20 protein-coding genes and 1 pseudogene are annotated in these 19,185 nt (G+C 68.9%); 12 read left to right on the top strand and 9 right to left on the bottom strand.

Translation table 11 applies throughout. The annotated features are described in order from the left end of the window. Positions 1-180 precede the first annotated feature (180 nt). The 3 genes and pseudogenes from HWX76_RS09760 to HWX76_RS09750 form a co-directional block, all read right to left on the bottom strand. Positions 181-570 carry a hypothetical protein gene (locus HWX76_RS09760; protein WP_050012718.1) on the bottom strand — a complete coding sequence of 130 codons (390 nt, stop codon included), beginning with the start codon at positions 568-570 and terminating at the stop codon, positions 181-183. Between the two features lie 95 nt (positions 571-665). After that, a complete protein-coding gene (locus HWX76_RS09755; RefSeq protein ID WP_176015742.1) occupies positions 666-2,099 on the bottom strand; it encodes a PLP-dependent aminotransferase family protein in 1,434 nt (477 codons plus the stop codon). A gap of 130 nt (positions 2,100-2,229) precedes the next feature. Next, a pseudogene (locus HWX76_RS09750) lies at positions 2,230-2,475 on the bottom strand (MFS transporter); the annotation flags it as partial. 137 nt (positions 2,476-2,612) lie between these two features. Here HWX76_RS09750 and HWX76_RS09745 point away from each other — a divergent pair. Then, the gene (locus HWX76_RS09745; protein ID WP_050012715.1) at positions 2,613-3,740 is read left to right on the top strand and encodes an extracellular solute-binding protein; all 1,128 of its coding nucleotides are present in this window, start codon (positions 2,613-2,615) and stop codon (positions 3,738-3,740) included. After that, on the top strand, positions 3,737-5,509 hold the full coding sequence (locus HWX76_RS09740) for a GGDEF domain-containing protein (RefSeq protein WP_176015741.1): 1,773 nt from the start codon (positions 3,737-3,739) through the stop codon (positions 5,507-5,509). Before HWX76_RS09745 ends, HWX76_RS09740 begins: the two co-directional genes overlap by 4 nt. Positions 5,510-5,593: 84 nt before the next feature. Here the strand turns inward: HWX76_RS09740 and HWX76_RS09735 are convergent, their stop codons facing one another. Then, positions 5,594-5,893, bottom strand: coding sequence for a DUF4148 domain-containing protein (locus HWX76_RS09735; RefSeq protein ID WP_050012713.1), 300 nt, complete (start codon positions 5,891-5,893; stop codon positions 5,594-5,596). Positions 5,894-6,174: 281 nt separating this feature from the next. Further along, positions 6,175-6,432, bottom strand: a complete 258-nt coding sequence (locus HWX76_RS09730; RefSeq protein WP_006478949.1) for a hypothetical protein — start codon at positions 6,430-6,432, stop codon at positions 6,175-6,177. Positions 6,433-6,654: 222 nt separating this feature from the next. Between HWX76_RS09730 and HWX76_RS09725 the strand changes: the two genes are divergently transcribed. Continuing rightward, positions 6,655-7,551: a LysR family transcriptional regulator gene (locus tag HWX76_RS09725; RefSeq protein WP_050012712.1), complete on the top strand. Its 897-nt coding sequence runs from the start codon at positions 6,655-6,657 to the stop codon at positions 7,549-7,551. A gap of 116 nt (positions 7,552-7,667) precedes the next feature. After that, the gene (locus tag HWX76_RS09720) at positions 7,668-8,294 is read left to right on the top strand and encodes a LysE family translocator (protein WP_124640309.1); all 627 of its coding nucleotides are present in this window, start codon (positions 7,668-7,670) and stop codon (positions 8,292-8,294) included. A 76-nt stretch (positions 8,295-8,370) separates the two neighbouring features. On the opposite strand, the gene yddG is transcribed toward HWX76_RS09720, so the two are convergent. From yddG to HWX76_RS09705, 3 genes are all read right to left on the bottom strand, one after another. Continuing rightward, on the bottom strand, positions 8,371-9,315 hold the full coding sequence (gene yddG / locus HWX76_RS09715) for an aromatic amino acid DMT transporter YddG (protein ID WP_143328916.1): 945 nt from the start codon (positions 9,313-9,315) through the stop codon (positions 8,371-8,373). A 184-nt stretch (positions 9,316-9,499) separates the two neighbouring features. Continuing rightward, entirely contained in the window at positions 9,500-9,787 is a 288-nt protein-coding gene (locus HWX76_RS09710) for a hypothetical protein (RefSeq protein ID WP_124640311.1), read from the bottom strand. A 106-nt stretch (positions 9,788-9,893) separates the two neighbouring features. Further along, entirely contained in the window at positions 9,894-11,579 is a 1,686-nt protein-coding gene (locus tag HWX76_RS09705; RefSeq protein ID WP_050012708.1) for a metallophosphoesterase family protein, read from the bottom strand. A gap of 293 nt (positions 11,580-11,872) precedes the next feature. Between HWX76_RS09705 and HWX76_RS09700 the strand changes: the two genes are divergently transcribed. The 7 genes from HWX76_RS09700 (at position 11,873) to HWX76_RS09670 (ending at position 17,182) form a co-directional block, all read left to right on the top strand. Next, a complete protein-coding gene (locus HWX76_RS09700; RefSeq protein ID WP_050012707.1) occupies positions 11,873-12,172 on the top strand; it encodes a YXWGXW repeat-containing protein in 300 nt (99 codons plus the stop codon). 237 nt (positions 12,173-12,409) lie between these two features. Then, entirely contained in the window at positions 12,410-13,204 is a 795-nt protein-coding gene (locus tag HWX76_RS09695; protein ID WP_176015740.1) for an RNA polymerase sigma factor, read from the top strand. Continuing rightward, positions 13,201-13,620, top strand: coding sequence for a hypothetical protein (locus tag HWX76_RS09690; protein ID WP_176015739.1), 420 nt, complete (start codon positions 13,201-13,203; stop codon positions 13,618-13,620). The genes HWX76_RS09695 and HWX76_RS09690 overlap by 4 nt, the downstream gene beginning before the upstream one ends. Further along, entirely contained in the window at positions 13,617-14,120 is a 504-nt protein-coding gene (locus tag HWX76_RS09685; RefSeq protein WP_050012705.1) for a periplasmic heavy metal sensor, read from the top strand. Before HWX76_RS09690 ends, HWX76_RS09685 begins: the two co-directional genes overlap by 4 nt. Before the next feature lie 231 nt (positions 14,121-14,351). After that, a complete protein-coding gene (locus tag HWX76_RS09680; protein ID WP_124630214.1) occupies positions 14,352-15,746 on the top strand; it encodes a DUF1800 domain-containing protein in 1,395 nt (464 codons plus the stop codon). Further along, positions 15,743-16,906 carry a DUF1501 domain-containing protein gene (locus HWX76_RS09675; protein ID WP_176015738.1) on the top strand — a complete coding sequence of 388 codons (1,164 nt, stop codon included), beginning with the start codon at positions 15,743-15,745 and terminating at the stop codon, positions 16,904-16,906. Before HWX76_RS09680 ends, HWX76_RS09675 begins: the two co-directional genes overlap by 4 nt. Before the next feature lie 57 nt (positions 16,907-16,963). Further along, a complete protein-coding gene (locus tag HWX76_RS09670; protein ID WP_050012702.1) occupies positions 16,964-17,182 on the top strand; it encodes a YXWGXW repeat-containing protein in 219 nt (72 codons plus the stop codon). A 129-nt stretch (positions 17,183-17,311) separates the two neighbouring features. Here HWX76_RS09670 and HWX76_RS09665 read toward each other — a convergent pair whose 3' ends face one another. Beyond that, complete coding sequence (locus HWX76_RS09665; protein ID WP_124630215.1) at positions 17,312-18,508, bottom strand: tyrosine-type recombinase/integrase; 1,197 nt, start codon at positions 18,506-18,508, stop codon at positions 17,312-17,314. 296 nt (positions 18,509-18,804) lie between these two features. On the opposite strand from HWX76_RS09665, the gene HWX76_RS09660 reads away from it, so the two are divergent. Then, positions 18,805-19,185: a DUF4377 domain-containing protein gene (locus tag HWX76_RS09660; protein ID WP_089489398.1), complete on the top strand. Its 381-nt coding sequence runs from the start codon at positions 18,805-18,807 to the stop codon at positions 19,183-19,185.

Below are 19,185 nucleotides of genomic sequence, written 5' to 3'. Positions count from 1 at the left end.
AGGCGCCACGGCGAATGGCGCGCGGCGCGGGAAGGCGTTGCGACGGATGTCAGGCAACGGAAGACAGCGTAGGGAACGCGATGCGGCGCGACAAGCAGCAGATCGGAACGAAAAAGGCGCAGCAGATGGCCGGCGGGGCGCCGGCGTGGGCCGGGCATGCGCGCATGCCCGTGGCCGAGGTCACGCGTCGACGACGAGCGCCGGATCGAGCGCGCGAATGCGCTGGTCGATGAAGTAGCCGCCGCCTTCCTGGTAGCGCAGGAACAGGCGGCCGCACGCGCGACAGCGGCTGACGGCGCAGCGGTTGTACGGGAAATGGCGCGGCGCGATCGGCGCGTCGTCCGACGCGTAGCGCGTGCCGGCCGGATGATATTCCGCGTAGGTCGGCTCGGGTTCGCCCGGCGGGATGAGCGTGGCCACTTCGATCAGTTGGGTGTCCGGCAGCGACAGCGGCAGGGTCGTCCAGCCGGCGAGCGAGGTCTTCGTGCACGTGCACGGCAGCGTGACGTGCGCCGCTTCGGCCGTCAGTTTCAGCAGCGCGTCGTGATCGAGGTAAGGCAATTGGCTCATGGGCAATCGGGAAAGGGCGGCGGGACCTGCAATGTAACCCGCGTACGGATCGTCTGCATGGCCGTGACGCGGCCGGCGCAGCGCGCGTTGCGCGATCAGCCTGCCTTGCGGACCGACGGCTGCGCGACCAGTTCGCCGAGCACGCGGATCGCGCGCTCGATGTCGCGGCTCCACGGATGGCCGAAATTCACGCGCACGCAGCGCTCGAAGCCGTGCGCGGCCGAAAACAGCGGGCCCGGTGCGAAGCTGATACCGCGTGCGATCGCCTGGCGATGCAGCTCCATCGCGTCGATCGCGTCGGGAAACGCGAGCCACAGGAAATACCCGCCGTCGGGCCGCACCCATTCGACGCCGGCCGGCAGCCAGCGCCGCAGCGCGTCGTCCATCCGGTCGAGCTGCGTGTGCAGCGCGCCGCGCAGCTTGCGCAGGTGCCGGTCGTAGCCGCCGTGCTCCAGATAGTTCGCGATGCCGGCCTGCGCGGGAATGCTGGCCGACAGCGTCGTCATCAGCTTGAGCCGCTGCACCTTCTCCGCGAACCGGCCCGCGGCGGCCCAGCCGATCCGGTAGCCGGGCGCGAGCGTTTTCGAGAACGAACTGCAGTGCATCACGAGGCCATGACGGTCGAACGCGCGGGCGGGCAGCGGATAGTCCGGGCCGAAATGCAGTTCGCCGTACACGTCGTCCTCGATCAGCGGCACGTTGCGCGCCGCGAGCAATTCGACGAGCGCGCGCTTTTTTTCGGCGGTCAGCGTGACGCCGGTCGGGTTCTGGAAATTGGTCATGAACCAGCACGCGCGGATGTCGTGCCGGTCGAGCGCGTTCGCGAGCGCATCGAGATCGAGGCCCGTGCGCGGATCGACGGGAATCTCGACCGCGCGCAGGTCGAGCCGCTCGATCGCCTGCAGCGCCGCATAGAAGCCCGGTGCTTCGACGGCGACGACGTCGCCGGGGCGCGTCACCGCCATCAGGCACAGGTTCAGTGCTTCGAGCGCGCCGTTCGTGACGACGATTTCGTCGATCGGTTGCGAGATGCCGGTCGCGAGATAGCGCCGCGCGATCTGCTGGCGCAGCGCCTCGTTGCCGGGCGGCAGGTCGACGACCGTGCTCCACGGGCTCACGAGCCGCGTGGCCTGCGCGAGCGACTTCGCCAGGCGCGGCAGCGGAAACAGCTGCGGCGCCGGGAATGCGGAGCCGAGCGGCACGATGCCGGGCTGCGTGGCCGCATCGAGCACGGAGAACACGAGGCAGCTGATGTCGACCTTGCGCGTGACGCCGGCGCGGCTCGCGCGGCGTTTCGTCGTCGGGCTCGCGGCCGGCTGGGCGCCCGGCGCGACGTAGTAGCCCGAGCGTTCGCGCGCGCGGATCAGTCCCCACTGTTCGAGCAGGTAGTACGCGCGAAACACCGTCGACTGGCTGACGCCATGCTGCGCGATGATCTGCCGCAGCGACGGCAGGCGCGTGCCGACTGCAAGGTTGCCGTTGCGGATGTCGTCGGCGATCGTATGGGCGAGGGTTTCGTAGCGTTTCATCGGCGTGGGCGGAGCGCGTCGTCGCCGTGCGCGGGCCGGAGCGGCGCCGCGCCGGCGGGCGCGGCACATTGTCCGATGCGCGGCCTGAAAAGGAAAGGCGCGGGTGTGTCGGCCGCGCCGTCCCGCTGCGTCAGGCCGCGTTCGGCTCGGCAATCGGCCCGCCGCTGCCGCGCGGCGGCGGCGGCACCGGCTCGACCTTGCCGACCACGACGACGCACAGCCCGCCGGCCACCGCGAGCGGCGCCACGAACGAGCCTGTCGCGATCGACAGCATCACGTCGGTGAAGGTCGTGATGAAGATGCCCGCGAAATTGCCCGCGCAGTTCCGGATGCCGCCGCGCGATGCGACGTGCGCGGGCGTCGGCGCGACCCCCACACGGGCCCCTGTAATTGGGGGACGTTCGGCCGTGAGGCCCGCGAATATGCGCGATGTGCGGCTTGTTCCGATTGCGTGACCCTGCGTTTTATGGTCTCGTTGCGGGATATCGCATCGACTCAAAAAAGGACAGTCGGATGCAGGCGGGCGATTCACGCGGGGTCCGATTGATCAGGGGAATCGGCGCATGCGCGCGCGCCCGCGGCGCCGTGCGCATGCTGCTCGTCATATCGATGCTGGGCTGGCTCGCGCCCGCTCTGCCGGCCTTCGCCGTCTCTCCCGAAACCGTCAACGACAACGTGCTGCGCGTGCTGGCCTGGCCCGGTTACGCGGATAGCGATATCGTCAGCGCATTCGAGACGCAGTTTCATGTGCGTGTCGAAGTGACGCTGGTCGATTCCGACGAAGCGCTGTGGACGCGGATGCACAGCGCGTCGCCGCCGCCATACGACGTGCTGGCCGCGAACACGGCCGAGATCCAGCGCTATGCGCATGAACGCCTGCTCGCGCCGATCGACCTGACGCATATCCCGAACCGGCGGCGGCAATTGCCGAATTTCCAGCAGCTCGCGACGATCGGCGGCCTCGTGCAGGACGGCGCGTCCTACGCGATCCCGTTCACGTATTCGTCGATGGGGCTGATCTACGACCGCAAGCAGGTGCCGGCCGCGCCGCGCTCGATGCGCGAGTTGTGGAACCCGCGCTATCGCGGCAAGGTGCTCGACTTCAACAGCGCGCAGCACAATTTCTCGTTCACGGCGCTGGCGCTCGGCTATCCCGATCCGTTCCGCCTGTCGCCCGCGCAGACGCTTGCCGTGGCCCGCAAGCTGATCGACTTGCGCCGCAACCTGCTGACGTACTACACGCTTCCCGAGGAAGCGACCGCGCTGTTCATCCAGCATCGCGCGGCGCTGATGTTCGGCAACTACGGCACGCAGCAGGTCGAGCAGTTGCGTCGCGCCGGCGCGGACGTCGGCTACGTGATCCCGGACGAAGGCGCGCTCGCGTGGCTCGATTGCTGGGCCGTCACGCGAGGCGCGCGACGGCCGGAGCTTGCCTTCGCGTGGATCAACTACATGCTCGAACCGGCGATCGGCACGCTGCTGACCGAGCGTCAGGGGCTCGCGAACACGCTCGAGCCGCGCGGCCTGGATACCGGGCGCCAGCATCTCGTGTGGCTTCAGCCCGTGGAGGACATCGCGCGCCGCGAGTCGCTGTGGAGCCGCATCGTGTCGGGCGATCGGCCGGAGCGGTTCGCAAAATGATCCGGCTCGGGCTCACGTCGAAGCTGTCGGTGCTGTTCGCGTGCATCGGCGTGATCGCGTCGGGCACGACCGGCTACTACGCGTATCGCGCCAACCGCGCGATGCTCGTGCAGGAAGCGCAGCACAGTCTGCTGATGTCGACGCAACTGCTCGGGCAGCGCTTCACGACCGCGCTCGCCGACGTTGCGGACGACGCGCTCGTGCTCGCGCAGTTGCCGTCGTCCGCGGCCGTCGCGGGCGGCGACAATGCGGACAACGCGCGACGCATGCGGCTCGAGCAGGTGTATTACAGTTTCATGAGAAATCATGCGGAATACCTGCAGATCCGCCTGATCGCAAGCGGGCATTTCGGGATCGAACGCATTCACGTGGATCGCGATGCGCGCGGCATCGTCGTGCTGCCCGAAAGCGCGTTTCAGGAGAAAGGGCAGTTCTCCTACGTATTCGATACGCTCGCGACGGCGCCCGGTCATATCTACCTGTCGCCGATCGTGATCAATCACGAGACGGGATCTCATGCGGCGCAAGGGCTGCCGATCCTGCGCGTCGGGACGCCGGTGGTCGACGCGTCGGGCCAGACGGTCGGCGCGCTCGTCGTCGATGTCGAACTTTCCCGGGTGTTCGACCGGATCGAACGCGATCTGCCGGACGACTATGCGGTCTATCTCGCGAACGAGTGGGGTGATTTTCTCGTGCATCCCGATCCGGAACAGGCGTTCGGTTTCGATCGCGGCCGGCGCGTGCTGATGCAGGACCGTTTTGCCGTCACGCGCGCGCTGTTCGACGGCGGGCGCACGAACGTGACGCTCAATGGACTCGCGCAGCCCGATCAGGCGCCGGGCCAGATGTTCGCGTTCGTGCGCACGCCGTTCGGGCACGACGAGGGCAGCCGCTTCGTCGTGCTCGGGATGGCGCGCCCGCTGGCCGACGTGCTCGCGCCGGACGGCATGCTGGGCGAACGGATCGTCAGGATGGTGCTCGTGTCGAGCGTGCTGGCGGTGATTCTCGCGATCCTGTTCGCGCGTGCGATCACGCGGCCGCTGCAGGCGCTCGCGCGCGCGGCGACGCACGTGTTCGACGATTCGGCTGCCGAACGGCTGCCGGTCGCGCGGGCCGACGAGATTGGCGTGCTCGCGCGTTGTTTCGACAGCATGCGCGTCGAGATCCGCACGCAAATGGCGATGCTGCGCGCGAAGCAGCAGGAGCTCACGCATCTCGCCGGTCACGACCCGCTGACCGGCCTGCCGAACCGCCTGCTGTTCATGGAGCATCTCGATGCGGCGATCCGGCATGCGGCCGCGGCGCGCGAGGGGCTGGCGGTGATGTTCGTCGATCTCGATCGCTTCAAGCAGATCAACGACCAGCACGGCCACTCGGCCGGCGATCGCACGCTCGTCGCGGTCGCGAAGCGGTTGAGCCAGGTGCTGCGCGGCGACGACATGGCTGCACGGCTCGGCGGCGACGAATTCATCGTGCTGATTTCGGACGTGCGTTCACCGGCGGTGATCGGCGATGTCGCGACGCGCATCCAGATCGTGATGGCCGAGGAGCTGGAGTTCGACGAAGGGCGCATGGCCGTCGGCGCGAGCATCGGCGTCAGCGAGTTTCCCGCGGACGGCGCATCGGCCGAGGAGCTGCTCGTCAAGGCCGACGCGGCGATGTACGCGGCGAAGGCCTCCACGCAGTGCGTGTGCGTGCGCTATCAGGATCTGGTCCGCGGCGGCGTGCCCGACGGGACCGACCGTGCCGCATCGAGCAGCAGCGGCTGACGGCGGGGCAAAACGCGACGAGCCCGTCGCGGGACGGGCTCGCCATGGGTGCGGGCTGCACGCGCAAGGCGCGCAGCGGCACGCTTAGTGGCCGAAGTAGACCGAGTCGCGCGGGCTGTGTGCGCGGCCGACCGGTGCGCCGCCTTCGACGGTCGCGGCCGGTTGCGCACCGAAGCCGCTGTTGTCGATGCCCTGCACGCGGGCTTGCGCGGCCTCGAGGTCGGCCGGGTAGTGCGGGCTCGCCTGGCTGGGCTTGTAGCCGGCCTTTTCGAGCTGGACCAGTTCGTTGCGCACTTGGGCGCGGGTCACGGTGCTTTGCGCGAATGCGCCGAACGAGGCGGACAGGGCGACGGCGGCAACGACTGCGGAAACGAGCGATTTCATGATGACCTCCGATGTTTATTGGCTTTCCGCGTTCGACACCATGTCGTCAGCGGTTGATTACATCGTAGGCGTCGGCTCACCTAGGGTAAACGTGACTTTCAGCGAAAGATCGTTGCTTTACGGGTAATAATTCGACGCAAACGCGATCCGTCCCCATGCTGTATTGCGAGGATGGCAAGCAATCGCGGGAGAAGTGGGGGCGGCGGCTGGGGCCCGCGCCGGACGGTAAACGACGGGGCGAAGACCTCACGGTGGAACCGCAGGGCGACAGCGCTGCCGGATCAGACCCCGTCGTCGTCGATTTCCTTGCGCTCGCGACGTTCCTCGTTACCGCGGCGCGCGCGCAGGCGCTGGCGCGACAGGACGGCGATTACCTGCTGGGTCGGCGCGCCGGACGGCAACTCGTTGCGGATGCGATCGGGCACCATCGGCAGGCCCGCGCGCTGTCGGCGCAGCGCCTTCGCGATTGCGCGGCGGCATTCGTCGCCGTGGCAATCCCATTCATCGCGGATTCTCTGGCAATAACGACATTGTTCCATCCGAATAGTCTAACGCGTCTTCGGGAATGGAGCAGGGCGTGGCGCCGGACGGATGACGCGCTGGGCGGTCGACGGCCCGCGGTACAGGCGCGTCGCAGCTTTCGGAACCCGTGCGCGATCCCGCTCGCGCCCCACGCATGACCGTCGAACCGGTTCAATATAATTCAACAGAACTGGCCGCCTGATGCGCGGCGTGCATATCCCCGAACGAAAGGAAATCCGATGACGCTTGCCCAGTTGCAGGCCCTGGCCGCCGTGGTCGAACTCGGCTCGCTGACGGCCGCGGCAGACCGGCTCAGCCGCAGTCAATCCGCGATCAGCCACGCACTGACGGAGCTGGAGGACATCACGCAGGTCAAGCTGCTCTGGCGCGACCGGCAACCGGTCGTCCTGACGGCGGCCGGCGAACGCCTGTGGCCGTATGTCCAGAGCGTGGTGCGGGAAGCGCAGTTGCTGCGCCAGCAGTTCAGCCTGTCGCGCGGCAAGCTCGAAGGGAAACTGGTGGTCGCATCGCTGCCCAGCGTGTCGCTGGCGTTCGTCGTGCCCGCGCTCGAGGCGTTGAAGGACATGCACCCGGGCGTATCGGCGGTGCTGCTCGAAGGTACGGATAGCGAAGTCGAAGGGTGGATCGACGACGGGACGGCCGACGTCGGCGTGGTGGCCGGCACGAAGACGTTCGCGCACCACCTGCCGCTGCTCGACGAGGATTTCGTCGCGGTCGCGGCAGACGATCTGTTCGCGAGCCGCAAGAGCGTGTCGGCCAGGCAACTGGCCGCGGCGCCGTTCATTTTCTCGAAGGCGGGGTGCGGGCCGGTGATCGCGGATTACTTCGCGCGCGGCGGCGTGCCGCTTCGGGCCGCGTTCAACGTCGTCGAGATGCGCACGATCCTGTCGATGGCGGAGGCCGGCATGGGCGTGTCGATCGTGCCGCGCATCACGCTCACGTACACGCCGTTCGGCGGCCGCGTGCTGGCGCTGTCGCCACGGCTGCATCGCTCCGTGCGACTGGCGTGGAATACCGCCGGCAATGCGGTTGCCGATGAGTTCGTGCGGCTCGTCGACGCGCAGCGTCCGAAGGCCGAAAAGACGATCCGGACGCGCGCGAAAAAGGGCAAATAGCGAGCGGCGAACGCGATGAACGGCGCTCATGGGCGACGTGCAGTTTATTCATGCTGACGATGGCCGGGATGCAATACATTGTTCCTACCTCGTCATCGATCCCGAAGGAGTGTGCCGTGCCGGCCCTGCCCATCCTGTTTGCGTTCGGACTCGTGTCGCTCGGCATGGCGCTGACGCCCGGACCGAACATGATCTATCTGGTGTCGCGCTCGATCTGCCAGGGCCGCCGCGCCGGGCTGGTCTCGCTCGGCGGTGTCGCGCTGGGATTCGTGTTCTACATGGTGTGCGCGGCAGTGGGCATCGCCGCGCTGCTGATGACCGTGCCGTATGCGTACGATGCGCTGCGCGCGGCCGGCGCGCTGTATCTGGCCTACCTCGCATGGCAGGCGCTGAAGCCGGGCGGGCGCTCCGCGTTCCAGGTCCGGCAGTTGCCGCACGACAGTCGCGTCAGGCTGTTCATCATGGGTTTCGTCACGAACCTCGCGAACCCGAAGATCGCGGTGATGTATCTGTCGTTGCTGCCGCAGTTCATCGTGCGGGGGCACGGCAGCGTGCTCGCGCAATCGCTGGCGCTCGGCTGCGTGCAGATCGCGGTGAGCGTCAGCGTCAACGCGCTGATCGCGTGCGCGGCCGGTTCGATCGCGGGTTTTCTCGCGGGACGGCCGCGCTGGGCGGCGGTTCAGCGCTGGCTGATGGGCACGGTGCTGGCCGGGCTGGCCGTGCGGATCGCGCTGGAATCGTGAAGCTAGCGCGCGTCGATCAATGGTTCCGGGAATCGCCGGCAGCGATCCGGCGTTGTGTCGACGGCACCCGGCATCGTCACCCTTGGCAATTGCTCTTCGCTCCCTTGGCGATCGGCACGGGCTCGGTCGTGTCGCGACGCCGTCCGCGCGTCGCGAGCCAGCAAAGGATCGAGCCGCCGCACACCATCGACGCGCCTTGCCAGAATTCCGCCGACAGCGGCGCGTGCAGCAGCGTCGCGGCGAGGGCGGCGGCGAGCACCGGCGTGAAGTACGATGCGCCGACGATGACCGTCACGTTGCCGTGCATGATGCCGGTGTTCCAGGCCGCATAGCCGAAGCCGAGTGCCGACGCCGCCAGCACGAGATACGCGACCGCACGCAAACTGAACGTCATGCCGCCACCGCCTTCGATCGCGAACTTGATCCAGAGCACCGCGGCGACCAGCATGAAGAACGGCGTCACGCCGTTCTTGCCGTCGGCGATGCGCGCGGTCACCGTGCAATAGGCGGCCCAGATCAGCGCGCCGAAGAACGCCAGCCCGTAGCTCAGCGGATTGTCCGCGACGTTGCGCAGCATGCCGGCCGGATCGAGCCCCTGGTCGCCGCCGAGCACCCAGCAGATGCCGAGCATCGACAGCAGGACGCCGGGCACGACCAGCAGGTTCGCGCGCTGCTTGTTGAACACGATGGCGGCGACGAGCGTGAGGCTCGGCCACAGATAGTTGACCATCGCGACTTCGACCGCTTGTCGAGCGTTGCTCGCATAGCCGATCGACAACGACAGGCACACCTCGTACGACACGAACAGCAGCCCGCCCCACAGCAGATAGTTTTTCGGGAACCGGCTCAGGTCGGGGAAGCCGATCGAAAACAGCAGAAGCACGGACGCCACCGTATAGATCATCGCCGCGCCGCCGGTCGCGCCGAGGTTTTCGCTGACCCCGCGCACGAGCGCGACCACCGACGCCCATAACAGCACCGCGCCGAGCCCGACGAGCGTTGCGTTGTTCTTGCGTTTGATGTTTGCTGCCTGTTTCAACATGCTGATTCGATTTCGGATGATTCGGGTCGGCTCGCGCATGCCGTCATCGCGAGCAGCGATACAAAACGGAGATTTCGCCGGAAGCGCGCATTTTACGGGGGCGCAGCCGTCGCGGCGATTCAGCCGGACCGGCGTGTCCGGTCGATTCGGTCGTGCGAGCCGATCACGCGTCGTCGATACGCCACGGTGCACCGATTTCCGACAGCGCACGTCCGATCGAATCGAGCATCGCGTTCCGCGTCGGGCCCAGCGTCGTGACAAGGAGGAAACCGGCTGCTTCGATCGACAGATCGATGAGCGGCCAGCCGTTGGCCGCATCGCGAATTTCAAGCCGTCGTTCGTGTGGATCGACGTCGATGTCGACGTCGCCATGCGCTTGTCGCAGCACATTGGCGATGGCGTCGAATGCGTCGGCCGAAGGGGGCGTGTGAATGCGGTATTCGAAACTCATCTGCGCGGACCGGTGTGCGAGGCGGGCAGTCTAACCCGCGCCGTGCCTCCCGTCCGTCGACTGTAACGCATCGGGCGCCCACCGCAGCGGGCGCCCGATGCGTCGATCACCGCTCGCGCCGCTTCTTGCTCAGCTCGATCGTCTCGAACAGCTCGTATTGCGCGGTCGGGTGCTGGTCGGCGCCCGGCGCGTGGTAGTAGCGCATCGTGATCGTCGTGTGGCCGCCCGGCTTGCCCGGATCGTGATCGAACACCGCGATCCCGTAGCCGGTGCCCGTATCGCGGCGCGCGGACCAGATCGCATCCTCGAGCGCATCGGCCGGCTGGCGCACGAACGTGTTCGGCGCGGTGCCCGGCACCGGCCGGTTCGGCTTCGTGAATACCTTCGCCTGCGCAAAGCCGGTCGACGGGTTTTCGCCGTACACGTCGAGCGGCGCGCTGGTGCCGCCGCCGCCGAGGATCAGGTGGATCGTGCCGTGGCTCGTGTCGAACTTCGTGCGGTCGGGATCGTTCGAGCCGACCGGGCGCGGCTGCAGCGTCTCGACCACTTCGCCGGTCTTCGCGTCGACGCCCGCGCGGTGATTGCAGCCGCGCACCGGGTAGCTGCGCTCGTAGTCGTGATCGTGGCCGCACAGCACGAGATCGACGCCGTAACGGTCGAACAGTGGCAGCCACGCTTCGCGAATGCCCTTGTCAGACCCGTTGCCCGTCTTCGACGAACTGAGCGCGTCCTGGTGCATCTGCACGACGATCCAGTCGATGTCGTCGTCATGCGCGGCATGGCGCAGCGTGCGTTCGAGCCAGCGCGTCTGCTCGCCGTTGCTGTAGCCGCGCACGTAGAACGACGTGCCGGGCTCGATCGGCGGTCGGCCGGTGCTCGCGGCCGGCACGAGCGGCGCGGGGCCGCCGACGAACGCGGCGGCATCCTGGTACACGACGTCGTCTGCGTCGAGCGACACGAACAGCACGGAGCTCACGCGGAAGCTGTACCAGCGGCCCGGGAAATGCGTGCCGTTTTCCGGCAGCGTATAGCGTGCGAGGTACGAGTCGAGCCCTTGCGGGCCGTTGTTGAACTCGATCTCGTGATTGCCGGGGCACGGCATCCACGGGCGATTCGCGGCCGACGTCTGGTTGTTGTTGCCGAAATCGCGCCACACCTCGGGCTGGTGCGCGGGGTTCAGGTTCGCGTAGCAGAGGTCGCCGTTCAGCAGGTGAAACAGCGGCTGGAACTGCTCGACGGCCTGCACCGCGAAGCGGCTCTGCGGCGACGACAGGACCCACGCACCGTTCGGCGTCGCGAGATCGCCGTAGCTCGTGAAACGGAACGGCGCCCGGCCGCGCGGCGCGGTCGAAAAATTCGCGGAGAACGGCTGTGCGGCGTTGCTGTCGTTGTCGGCCGTGATTTCGTAGCGGTAGCGTGTGTCGGGCTTCAGCCCGTGCACGCGCGCGTGATACGCAAACACGGTCTCGCCGTTCAGGCCGTCGGTGTACAGGCGCTGGACGCCGTGCACGGTGCGCGGCGGCTCGCCGTCGGCGACGATGCGCGCGCGCGGATTGACGGCCGCGGCGAGCGATGCCCACGAGATCACGACTTCGGACGTCGGGTCGTTGCCCCACGTCAGGTGAACCTGTTCGGGCGTGCCGTCCGGATTCGACGCGGCAGCGCGGGCGGCCGCGAGCCCGCCGGCGGCGGTGGCGAGGCCGGAGACGCCCGCGAGTTTCAGGAAGCCGCGACGCGACACGGAAGCGGCCGGCTCGTTCGGCTGATCAGGGGAGGTGTCCTGGTTCGACATGGTCGGTGTGTTCGTTGATGGGACGCGAGAGGGGAGCCGCACGGCCATGCGCGAGCGCGGCCGGGGCGTGGGCCGGAAACGAGCGGGATCCCGGTCGCATGCATTGTCGAAGGGCAGTTTTGCCGCGTTGTGACAGTTCGCAACCCGGCGTGTGCGCTGGCCGATACATAGGGCCCCGCGCCGCGCGGCCTCCGTGAAAATTATTCGCCGATGTCGCGACGGATTTCTCCCGCCTGCTCCGTTTAACGCATGAACGACCGCTTCCGGTCAATGCCATTACTTCGGAGTCTTTCATGAAACTTTCTGTTCCATTGCGATGGGCTGCCGGCTGCATGGCTGCGTTCGCGACGTCCGCCGTATTCGCGCAGGCCGTCATCGTCGCGCCTTTTGCGCCGCCGCCGCCGCGCGTCGAAGTGATGCCGGCGCCCCGGGCGGGCTACGTCTGGGACCAAGGGCACTGGCACTGGCGGCAGGGCCGTTACGTGTGGATTCCGGGCCACTGGCAGATCGTGCGGGTCGGTTACCACTGGGTGCCCGGGCATTGGGCGGCGCGCGGCCCGGCCTGGCGCTGGGTGCCGGGCCACTGGGCCTGACGGGCCCTGACGTGCACGCCGCCGCGCGTCGAAGCGATGCGCGCGCGGCGGATTCTTCATGCAACCTCATGAGTCGAAGCGATGCTTTTTCGAACCATCGTGATACTGGCGGCCGCGGCCCTCGTGCTGGCCGGCTGCGTCGTGGTGCCGGCCCGTCCGGTGTATTACCGGCCCGCGCCGGTCGTCGTATATTGAGCGCGCCGGCCGACGGTCGCGCGGCCGGCAGACAGGATCGACATGCGGCGCGAACCGGATGTCGATGAAACCGGCACGGCCGATGCCGTGTGCGACGCCTGGCGCGACGCGCGCGGAGATCCCGAACCATCGGAACCGTCGGCATGGCGCCGTCCGGCGATGGCCCGACGCATGCAAGGAGAGCACGACGATGAGCTTCAGCCGGGCGGCGGGTCCTTCTGCCGTGACAATGCGGCGCCCGCGCGCCGCGCAACGGAGCAGGCGGCGTTGAACGATCGCGGCGACCGCGATCCGGACGCGGAACTCGTCGCGCGCGTCGGCGCACGCGATGCATCGGCGGTGCGCGTGCTTGTCGCACGCAAGCTGCCGCGGCTGCTCGCATTGGCGACGCGCATGCTCGGCGACCGGAACGAAGCCGAGGACGTCGCGCAGGAGACGTTCTTGCGAATCTGGAACCAGGCGCCGCGCTGGCGTGAAGGCGAAGCCCGCTTCGACACGTGGCTGCATCGCGTCGTGCTGAACCTGTGCTACGACCGGTTGCGCAGCCGGCGCGAGGAGCCCGGCGACACGCTGCCCGACGTGCCCGACACGCAGCCGTCCCCGGCCGTGCATGCGGAACTGCGTTCGCGCGACGCGCGCGTGCGGCAGGCGCTGGCCGCGTTGCCGCCGAGGCAGCGGGAAGCGCTGGTGCTCCAGTACTATCAGGAAATGTCGAATGGGGAAGCGGCCAACCTGATGGGCATCACCGTCGATGCGCTGGAAAGCCTGCTCGCCCGTGCGCGGCGCAACCTGCGCGCGCAACTGGCCGGCGACCCACCTAGCGAGGACAAGCGATGACACCCGAACGATTTCGTACCATCGTCGCCGCGTATGGCTCGGACGCGCGGCGCTGGCCGCAAGCCGAACGCGCGGCGGCCGAAGCGTGGGCGCACGCGCATCCGCGCGACGCACTGAACGCGCTCGACGAGGCCGCCGAGCTCGACGCGTGGCTGATGCAGGATGCGGTGGCGCCGCCCGCGCCGGCGCTGGTCGAACGTATCGTCGCGACGGCGCCGCCGCCGCAACGCGCGCGCCGCCGCGGCCGCGTGTGGTGGTCGGGCGCCGCGTTCGCAGGCGTCGGGCTGGCCGGCGCGCTGGCCGGTGCGGTGGCCGTGTCGATGCTGATGCTCGGCAGCGCGCCGATCGCGCAACACGAACCGGGCTACCTGACGACGACGTTCGGCGGCCCGAGCATCGACGGAGCCGACGAATGACCGAACGCGGCTGGAAATTCACCCTCATCGGCTCGGTCGTGCTGAACGTGTTCATGCTCGGTGCGATCGGCGGCGGCGCGTATCAGTGGTTCTCGACCCATCGCGACCTGCACGCGGCCGGCACGCCCGCATCGCGCACCGCGTTGCGTTTCGCCGCGGATGAATTGCCCGATGCGCGGCAGCGCGAGTTCGCCGCCGCGCTGAAGGCGGCGCGCAAGAGCGGCCGCGATTTCGCGCGGGAAGGGCGCGACGGCCGGATCACCGTGCTCGACCTGCTCGCGGCGCCGCAACTCGATCGGGCGGCGATCGATGCGGCGCTCGACCGCACGCGCGCGGCCGACACCGCGATGCGGGCGCAGATCGAGCGCAGCGTCGTCGATTTCGCGGCGACGCTGACGCCCGACGAGCGCGTGAAGTTCGTCGACGGCTTGCAGCACAGCGGAAACTGGCGTCTGCCGCCGAGGCTGCAGAAGAAGCCGGACGCATCGGCGAGCGAGTAAGCCGAATAAACACCGCGCGCGCGGGCGGCATGCAATCTGCGTGTTGCTCGCGCGTCATGCGTGTGCCGCTTCCGATGAATCGCGCGGTCGTTATCCATCGACGACGCACGCCGCCGCGCTGCGAGACTTTCGCCCGGCGTTTCCCCGATCACAAAAAATATTTCCCTTCCCGCGACGGATTTCTTGGTGTGCTTGCGTTGAACGTGAGTATGCACCGCAAGAGAGCCCGTCATGGACCACCCGAACGACGCCACACCGGCCGCGATCGCGCTGAACCGCTTCGGTCTCGGCGCGCGCGCCGACGAAGCCCCGCCCGCCGACCCGAAGGCCGCATTGCTCGCCCAGTTCGACCGCTACGACGCAGGGCCCGCCCCATGGGCGAGCGAGCCGGACGCGATCATGCTCGCCACGCGCTTCGCGAACACCCGCAACGCGATGACGAGCGACGACCCGGCCGCCAAGCGCGCAACCGAGCAATCGATTCGCCGCGACGGCTACGACGCGTATCGCAGCGCCGTCGCCGCGCGCATGAACAGCGCGCTGACTACGTCCGCGCCTTTTGTCGAGCGTCTCGTGCATTTCTGGGCGAACCATTTCGCGGTATCGGTCGACAAGGGGCAGGTGGCCGCGTACGCGGGCGCGTTCGAGCGCGACGCGATCCGCCCGCACGTGCTCGGCCGTTTCGAGGACATGCTCGTCGCCGTCGAGCAGCATCCCGCGATGCAGGTGTTCCTCGATCAGGCGCGCTCGGTTGGCCCCGACAGCCCGGCCGCGCTGCGCGCGCAGGCACGCAATCCGTCGGCGAAGCGCGGGCTCAACGAAAACCTCGCCCGCGAGATCATGGAACTGCATACGCTCGGCGTGCGCACCGGTTACACGCAAGCCGACGTGACGGAATTCGCGCGTGCGCTGACCGGCTGGAGCATCGCCGGCGGCCGCGGGCCGCAACCGGGCGATGCGGCGCCCGGCGCATTCGTGTTTCGCGCGAATCTGCACGAACCGGGTTCACGCACGGTGATGGGCCGCACCTACGATCAACCGGGCGAAGCGCAGGGGCGCGCGGTCCTGCACGACCTCGCGCGATCGGAGGCGACGGGCCGGCACATCGCGTTCCAGCTCGCCCGTCATTTCGTCGCCGACACGCCGCCGCCCGCGCTGACCGACCGGCTCGCGCGCGCATTCGACGCGAGCGGCGGCGACCTGCCGACCGTCTATCGCGCGCTGGTCGACGCGCCCGACGCGTGGTCGCCGGTCAACCGCAAGTTCAAGACGCCGTGGGAATGGGCCGTATCGACGCTGCGCGGGCTCGGCTGGCGCGACACCGCTGATCTCAAGGCCGCGCCGCTGCTCGCGCAGCTCGGCCAGCCGGTGTGGCGCCCGGGCTCGCCGGCCGGCTACGACGACGTCGCCGCGAGCTGGGCGGCGCCCGACGCGCTCGTGCGCCGCGTCGAGATCGCGCAGCGTCTGGCCGCGCGTACGGGCGACCGGCTCGATCCGCGCACGCTGGGCAACACGCTGCTCGCCGGTTCGATGAGCGCGCCGACCGCGACCGCGGTCGCGCGCGCCGAAAGCGCGACGACCTCGCTCGCGCTGCTGCTCGTGTCGCCCGATTTCCAACGGAGATGACCATGACACTGTCCCGCCGACAATTCCTCCGCGTGGCCGCCGCCGGCGCGGGCGCGATCCTCGTCGCGCCGCGGATCGTGTTCGCGAACGTCGAGACCGACCGGCGCTTCGTGTTCGTGATCCAGCGCGGCGCAGCCGACGGCCTGAACATCGTCGTCCCGTATGCGGAGCCCGCGTATGCGTCGCTGCGCGGCCCGCTCGCGATCGACGCGGCGGCCGCGACGCGACTCGACGGCACGTTCGCGCTGCATCCGTCGCTCGCGCGGACCGCGCAGTTGTACCGAGACGGGCAGGCGCTGTTCGTCCATGCGATTGCGTCGCCGTATCGCGACCGCTCGCATTTCGACGGCCAGAACGTGCTCGAAACGGGCGGCCGCGCACCGTACCAGGTGAAGGACGGCTGGCTGAACCGGCTCGCCGCGCTGCTGCCGGCGACGCGCGACAACGCGATCGCATTCGCGCCCACCGTGCCGCTCGCGCTGCGCGGCACGGTGCAGGCCGCGTCGTATGCGCCGTCCGGTTTGCCGGCCGCGCCGGACGATCTGCTCACCCGCGTGTCGGCGCTCTACGAAGCCGACGCGCAGCTCGGCCCGTTGTGGCAATCCGCGATGGAAGCACGCGGCCTCGCCGGCGACGCGCATGCACGGCAGGACCCGGCCGGCGTCGGCAAGCTCGCCGCGACGTTTCTCGCGCGCGACGACGGGCCGCGGATCGCGATGATCGAGACGGGCGGCTGGGATACCCATAGCGCGCAGAACGCGCGGCTCGCGAATCAGTTGAAGGCGCTCGACACGATGCTCGCCGCGCTGCGCGACGGCCTTGGACCTGCGTGGCAGCAGACCACGGTGCTGGTCGCGACCGAGTTCGGCCGCACGGCCGCGGTGAACGGCACGGGGGGCACCGACCACGGGCAGGCGTCGGTCGCGATGCTCGCGGGCGGCGCGGTTGCCGGCGGGCGCGTGATCGCGGACTGGCCGGGGCTGCGGCCGGGCGACCTGTACGAAGGGCGTGACCTGAAGCCGACCGCGTCGCTCGACGCGCTGATCGCGGGCGCGGCCGCCGACAGCCTGCGGCTCGATCCGCGCCGCACCGCGTCCGCGTTATTTGCGGAAAGCGGCGCGACACGGCCGATGAGCGGCCTGATTCGTGGGGTCGCGTAACGTGGCGCATGCCGCGCGCGGCCCGATCAACCTATTACCCAACAGGGAGAATCGACATTGAAGATCCAATCCGTTTCGCTGGCCGTGCTGGTGAGTGCGAGCGCCATGCTGATGTCCGCCTGCGTAGTCGAGCCCGTGCGGCCGCCGCAGCCCGCGCCCGTCGTCGAGGTGGCGCCGCCGTCGCCCGCACCCGGCTATCGCTGGGCGAAGGGGCATTACCGGTGGGCCGGCAATCACTGGGCGTGGGTGCCGGGGCATTGGGTGGCCGTGTACTGACACGGCAAGCGCATCGACGTGCTGCTGTGCGGCGAGATCGACGTGCCGGCCACAAGCGATCGTGCGAAGTGCCGCAGCAACGGCGGTCTCGGCGGGCTCGACCTCGTACGCTGAGCGGCGCAACGCAGCCTAGTCCCACCCGATCCGGTGCTTCTCCTCCGTCTCGCGATGGCGCCAGTCGTCGTCCGCGTGAAGATACTGGCTCGTCGTCGTGAGCGATACATGGCCGAGGTTGTCGCGCACGAGCCGCAGGTCGACGCGGCCGTCGGCCATGTGCGAGCCCGCGCTGTGACGCAACCAGTGCGCGGATGCCTGTTCGAGCACGCGCGCCGCCTGCTCGCCGGCCTCGCCATTCGCACGTAGCCGGTCGGCCGCGTGCCGGAACACCTGCTTCACGATCCGGTGCAGCGCCGCACGCGTGAGCGGCTTGCGCGTCTGGCCGACCGGCAGCACGAGCGGCGTCGGTTCGCCGTCGAGCGGCAGCGCGGGCAGGCCGTGCGCACGCCGGTAGCGCGACAGCTCGGCCATCATCTCGTCGGTGGCCGGCACGAGCCGCCGCCGGCCGCCTTTGCCCGTCACGTCGAGCCACCAGCGCGCGTGCCCGTTCGCGTCGCGCCGGCAGAAAAATTGCCCCATCGTCGTATCGGCCGCTTCGGTGATGCGCAGCCCGCCGAGATACAGCAGCGTGAAGAGCCACCGCGCGCGATCCGCATGGAAGCATGCGCGTGCATCGTCGCGCGGCATCGCGGCGATTGCATCCTTCACCGATTGCCACAACGGCTGCCCGAGATGGCGCGTGACGCGCGGCGCGGGCCGGCGCTGCCGCTGACGCGACAACGCGAGCGGGTTGCCGGCCAGATAGCCGGCCTGCACGAGCCACGAGAACATCACGTTCAGGATCACCAGCGCCTGCCGCTGGCTCGCTGCCGACAGCGGCCCGTAGAACGGCCGCCAGCGCGGATCGTCGCGCGGATGCTTGCGGCCGCCGTTCGCGCACCATAGCTCGGCCGGCGCGGGCGCGAGCAGGAACTGCCGGTACACGACGAGATCCTCGTGCGTGAGCGACGACAGCGGCTTGCCGCATGCGATCACGGCCCACAGCAGCAGGCGTTCGGCTTCCTTGCGGTAGTTCTGGAACGTGGTCGGCGTATCGACGAAGCGCGCGAGCCACGCACGCACGGCGTCGAGGTCGTTGGTCGCGGCGATCTGCGGATGCGCGCTGCCCGACCGATTGGTGCCTGAGCGTCCGTCGAGCGCGGCCGGCACGGTCAGCGTATCGATCGGCAGCGGGCGGAGTGCAGTGTCGGGCGAAGCGGATGCGGTCATGCGAAGGAAACGCGCTGCGCGAATCGCACGGGCGTGGCCGGGCGCACGACCGCAGCGCACGAAAGCGTATCGGGAAGCGCCGATGGTACACGATCACCATACGGTGAAGCCGCCGTCGACGGCGATCGCCCGGCCGGTGACGAAGCGCGCGGCGGAACCGGAACACGGTAACGTATCGGCTCGCACGCGACATCCGATAAACGACGGCAGTCGAGCACGTTCAGTAAGGTGTTTGTGAACCTTCTCACCGGGCGGTTCGTCTAATTGGCCCTCCAACGCTCGCAGAGGCATACCAGATGATTCACAAGATTCGAACGCTGCTCGGCGCGGCCGTCATTGCCGGCAGCACGCTCGTCGCCGGATGCCAGACCGACGCCGCTGCCATCGCGCCGAGCGCGGCGCGCCCGGCCGACGGCACGCCCGTGACGAAGACGGTCTATGTCGCGCCGCAGTCCGCGCGCTGCACGGGCGTCGCGCCGATGGAGTGCCTGCAGGTGCGCAGCAGCCCGAGCGAGCCGTGGAGCCTGTGGTATGCGGGAATCGAAGGGTTCGCGTACCAGCCCGGCTACCTGTACACGCTCGAAGTCGACGAATACCGCGTCGCGCGGCCGCCGGCCGACGGTTCGTCGATCCGCTGGGTGCTCAAGCGCGTCGTCGAGCGCAGCCAGGTGAACTGA

Origin of the sequence: Burkholderia sp. BCC0398 (assembly GCF_902833245.1) — a bacterium.
Lineage (GTDB): Bacteria > Pseudomonadota > Gammaproteobacteria > Burkholderiales > Burkholderiaceae > Burkholderia > Burkholderia sola.
The sequence above is the reverse complement of the archived record's forward strand: the minus strand, read 5'-3'. Positions and strand labels throughout refer to the sequence as shown.

Bases quoted from the DNA above. Each gene is read 5' to 3' on its own strand.
- HWX76_RS09740 (WP_176015741.1), top strand. From the start codon at position 3,737: ATGATCCGGCTCGGGCTCACGTCGAAGCTGTCGGTGCTGTTCGCGTGC.
- HWX76_RS09760 (WP_050012718.1), bottom strand. From the start codon at position 570: ATGAGCCAATTGCCTTACCTCGATCACGACGCGCTGCTGAAACTGACG.
- HWX76_RS09680 (WP_124630214.1), top strand. From the start codon at position 14,352: ATGGACCACCCGAACGACGCCACACCGGCCGCGATCGCGCTGAACCGC.
- HWX76_RS09675 (WP_176015738.1), top strand. From the start codon at position 15,743: ATGACCATGACACTGTCCCGCCGACAATTCCTCCGCGTGGCCGCCGCC.
- HWX76_RS09745 (WP_050012715.1), top strand. From the start codon at position 2,613: ATGCAGGCGGGCGATTCACGCGGGGTCCGATTGATCAGGGGAATCGGC.
- HWX76_RS09725 (WP_050012712.1), top strand. From the start codon at position 6,655: ATGACGCTTGCCCAGTTGCAGGCCCTGGCCGCCGTGGTCGAACTCGGC.
- HWX76_RS09730 (WP_006478949.1), bottom strand. From the start codon at position 6,432: ATGGAACAATGTCGTTATTGCCAGAGAATCCGCGATGAATGGGATTGC.
- HWX76_RS09695 (WP_176015740.1), top strand. From the start codon at position 12,410: ATGCGGCGCGAACCGGATGTCGATGAAACCGGCACGGCCGATGCCGTG.
- HWX76_RS09700 (WP_050012707.1), top strand. From the start codon at position 11,873: ATGAAACTTTCTGTTCCATTGCGATGGGCTGCCGGCTGCATGGCTGCG.
- HWX76_RS09690 (WP_176015739.1), top strand. From the start codon at position 13,201: ATGACACCCGAACGATTTCGTACCATCGTCGCCGCGTATGGCTCGGAC.
- HWX76_RS09665 (WP_124630215.1), bottom strand. From the start codon at position 18,508: ATGACCGCATCCGCTTCGCCCGACACTGCACTCCGCCCGCTGCCGATC.
- HWX76_RS09710 (WP_124640311.1), bottom strand. From the start codon at position 9,787: ATGAGTTTCGAATACCGCATTCACACGCCCCCTTCGGCCGACGCATTC.
- HWX76_RS09705 (WP_050012708.1), bottom strand. From the start codon at position 11,579: ATGTCGAACCAGGACACCTCCCCTGATCAGCCGAACGAGCCGGCCGCT.
- HWX76_RS09755 (WP_176015742.1), bottom strand. From the start codon at position 2,099: ATGAAACGCTACGAAACCCTCGCCCATACGATCGCCGACGACATCCGC.
- HWX76_RS09735 (WP_050012713.1), bottom strand. From the start codon at position 5,893: ATGAAATCGCTCGTTTCCGCAGTCGTTGCCGCCGTCGCCCTGTCCGCC.
- HWX76_RS09685 (WP_050012705.1), top strand. From the start codon at position 13,617: ATGACCGAACGCGGCTGGAAATTCACCCTCATCGGCTCGGTCGTGCTG.
- HWX76_RS09660 (WP_089489398.1), top strand. From the start codon at position 18,805: ATGATTCACAAGATTCGAACGCTGCTCGGCGCGGCCGTCATTGCCGGC.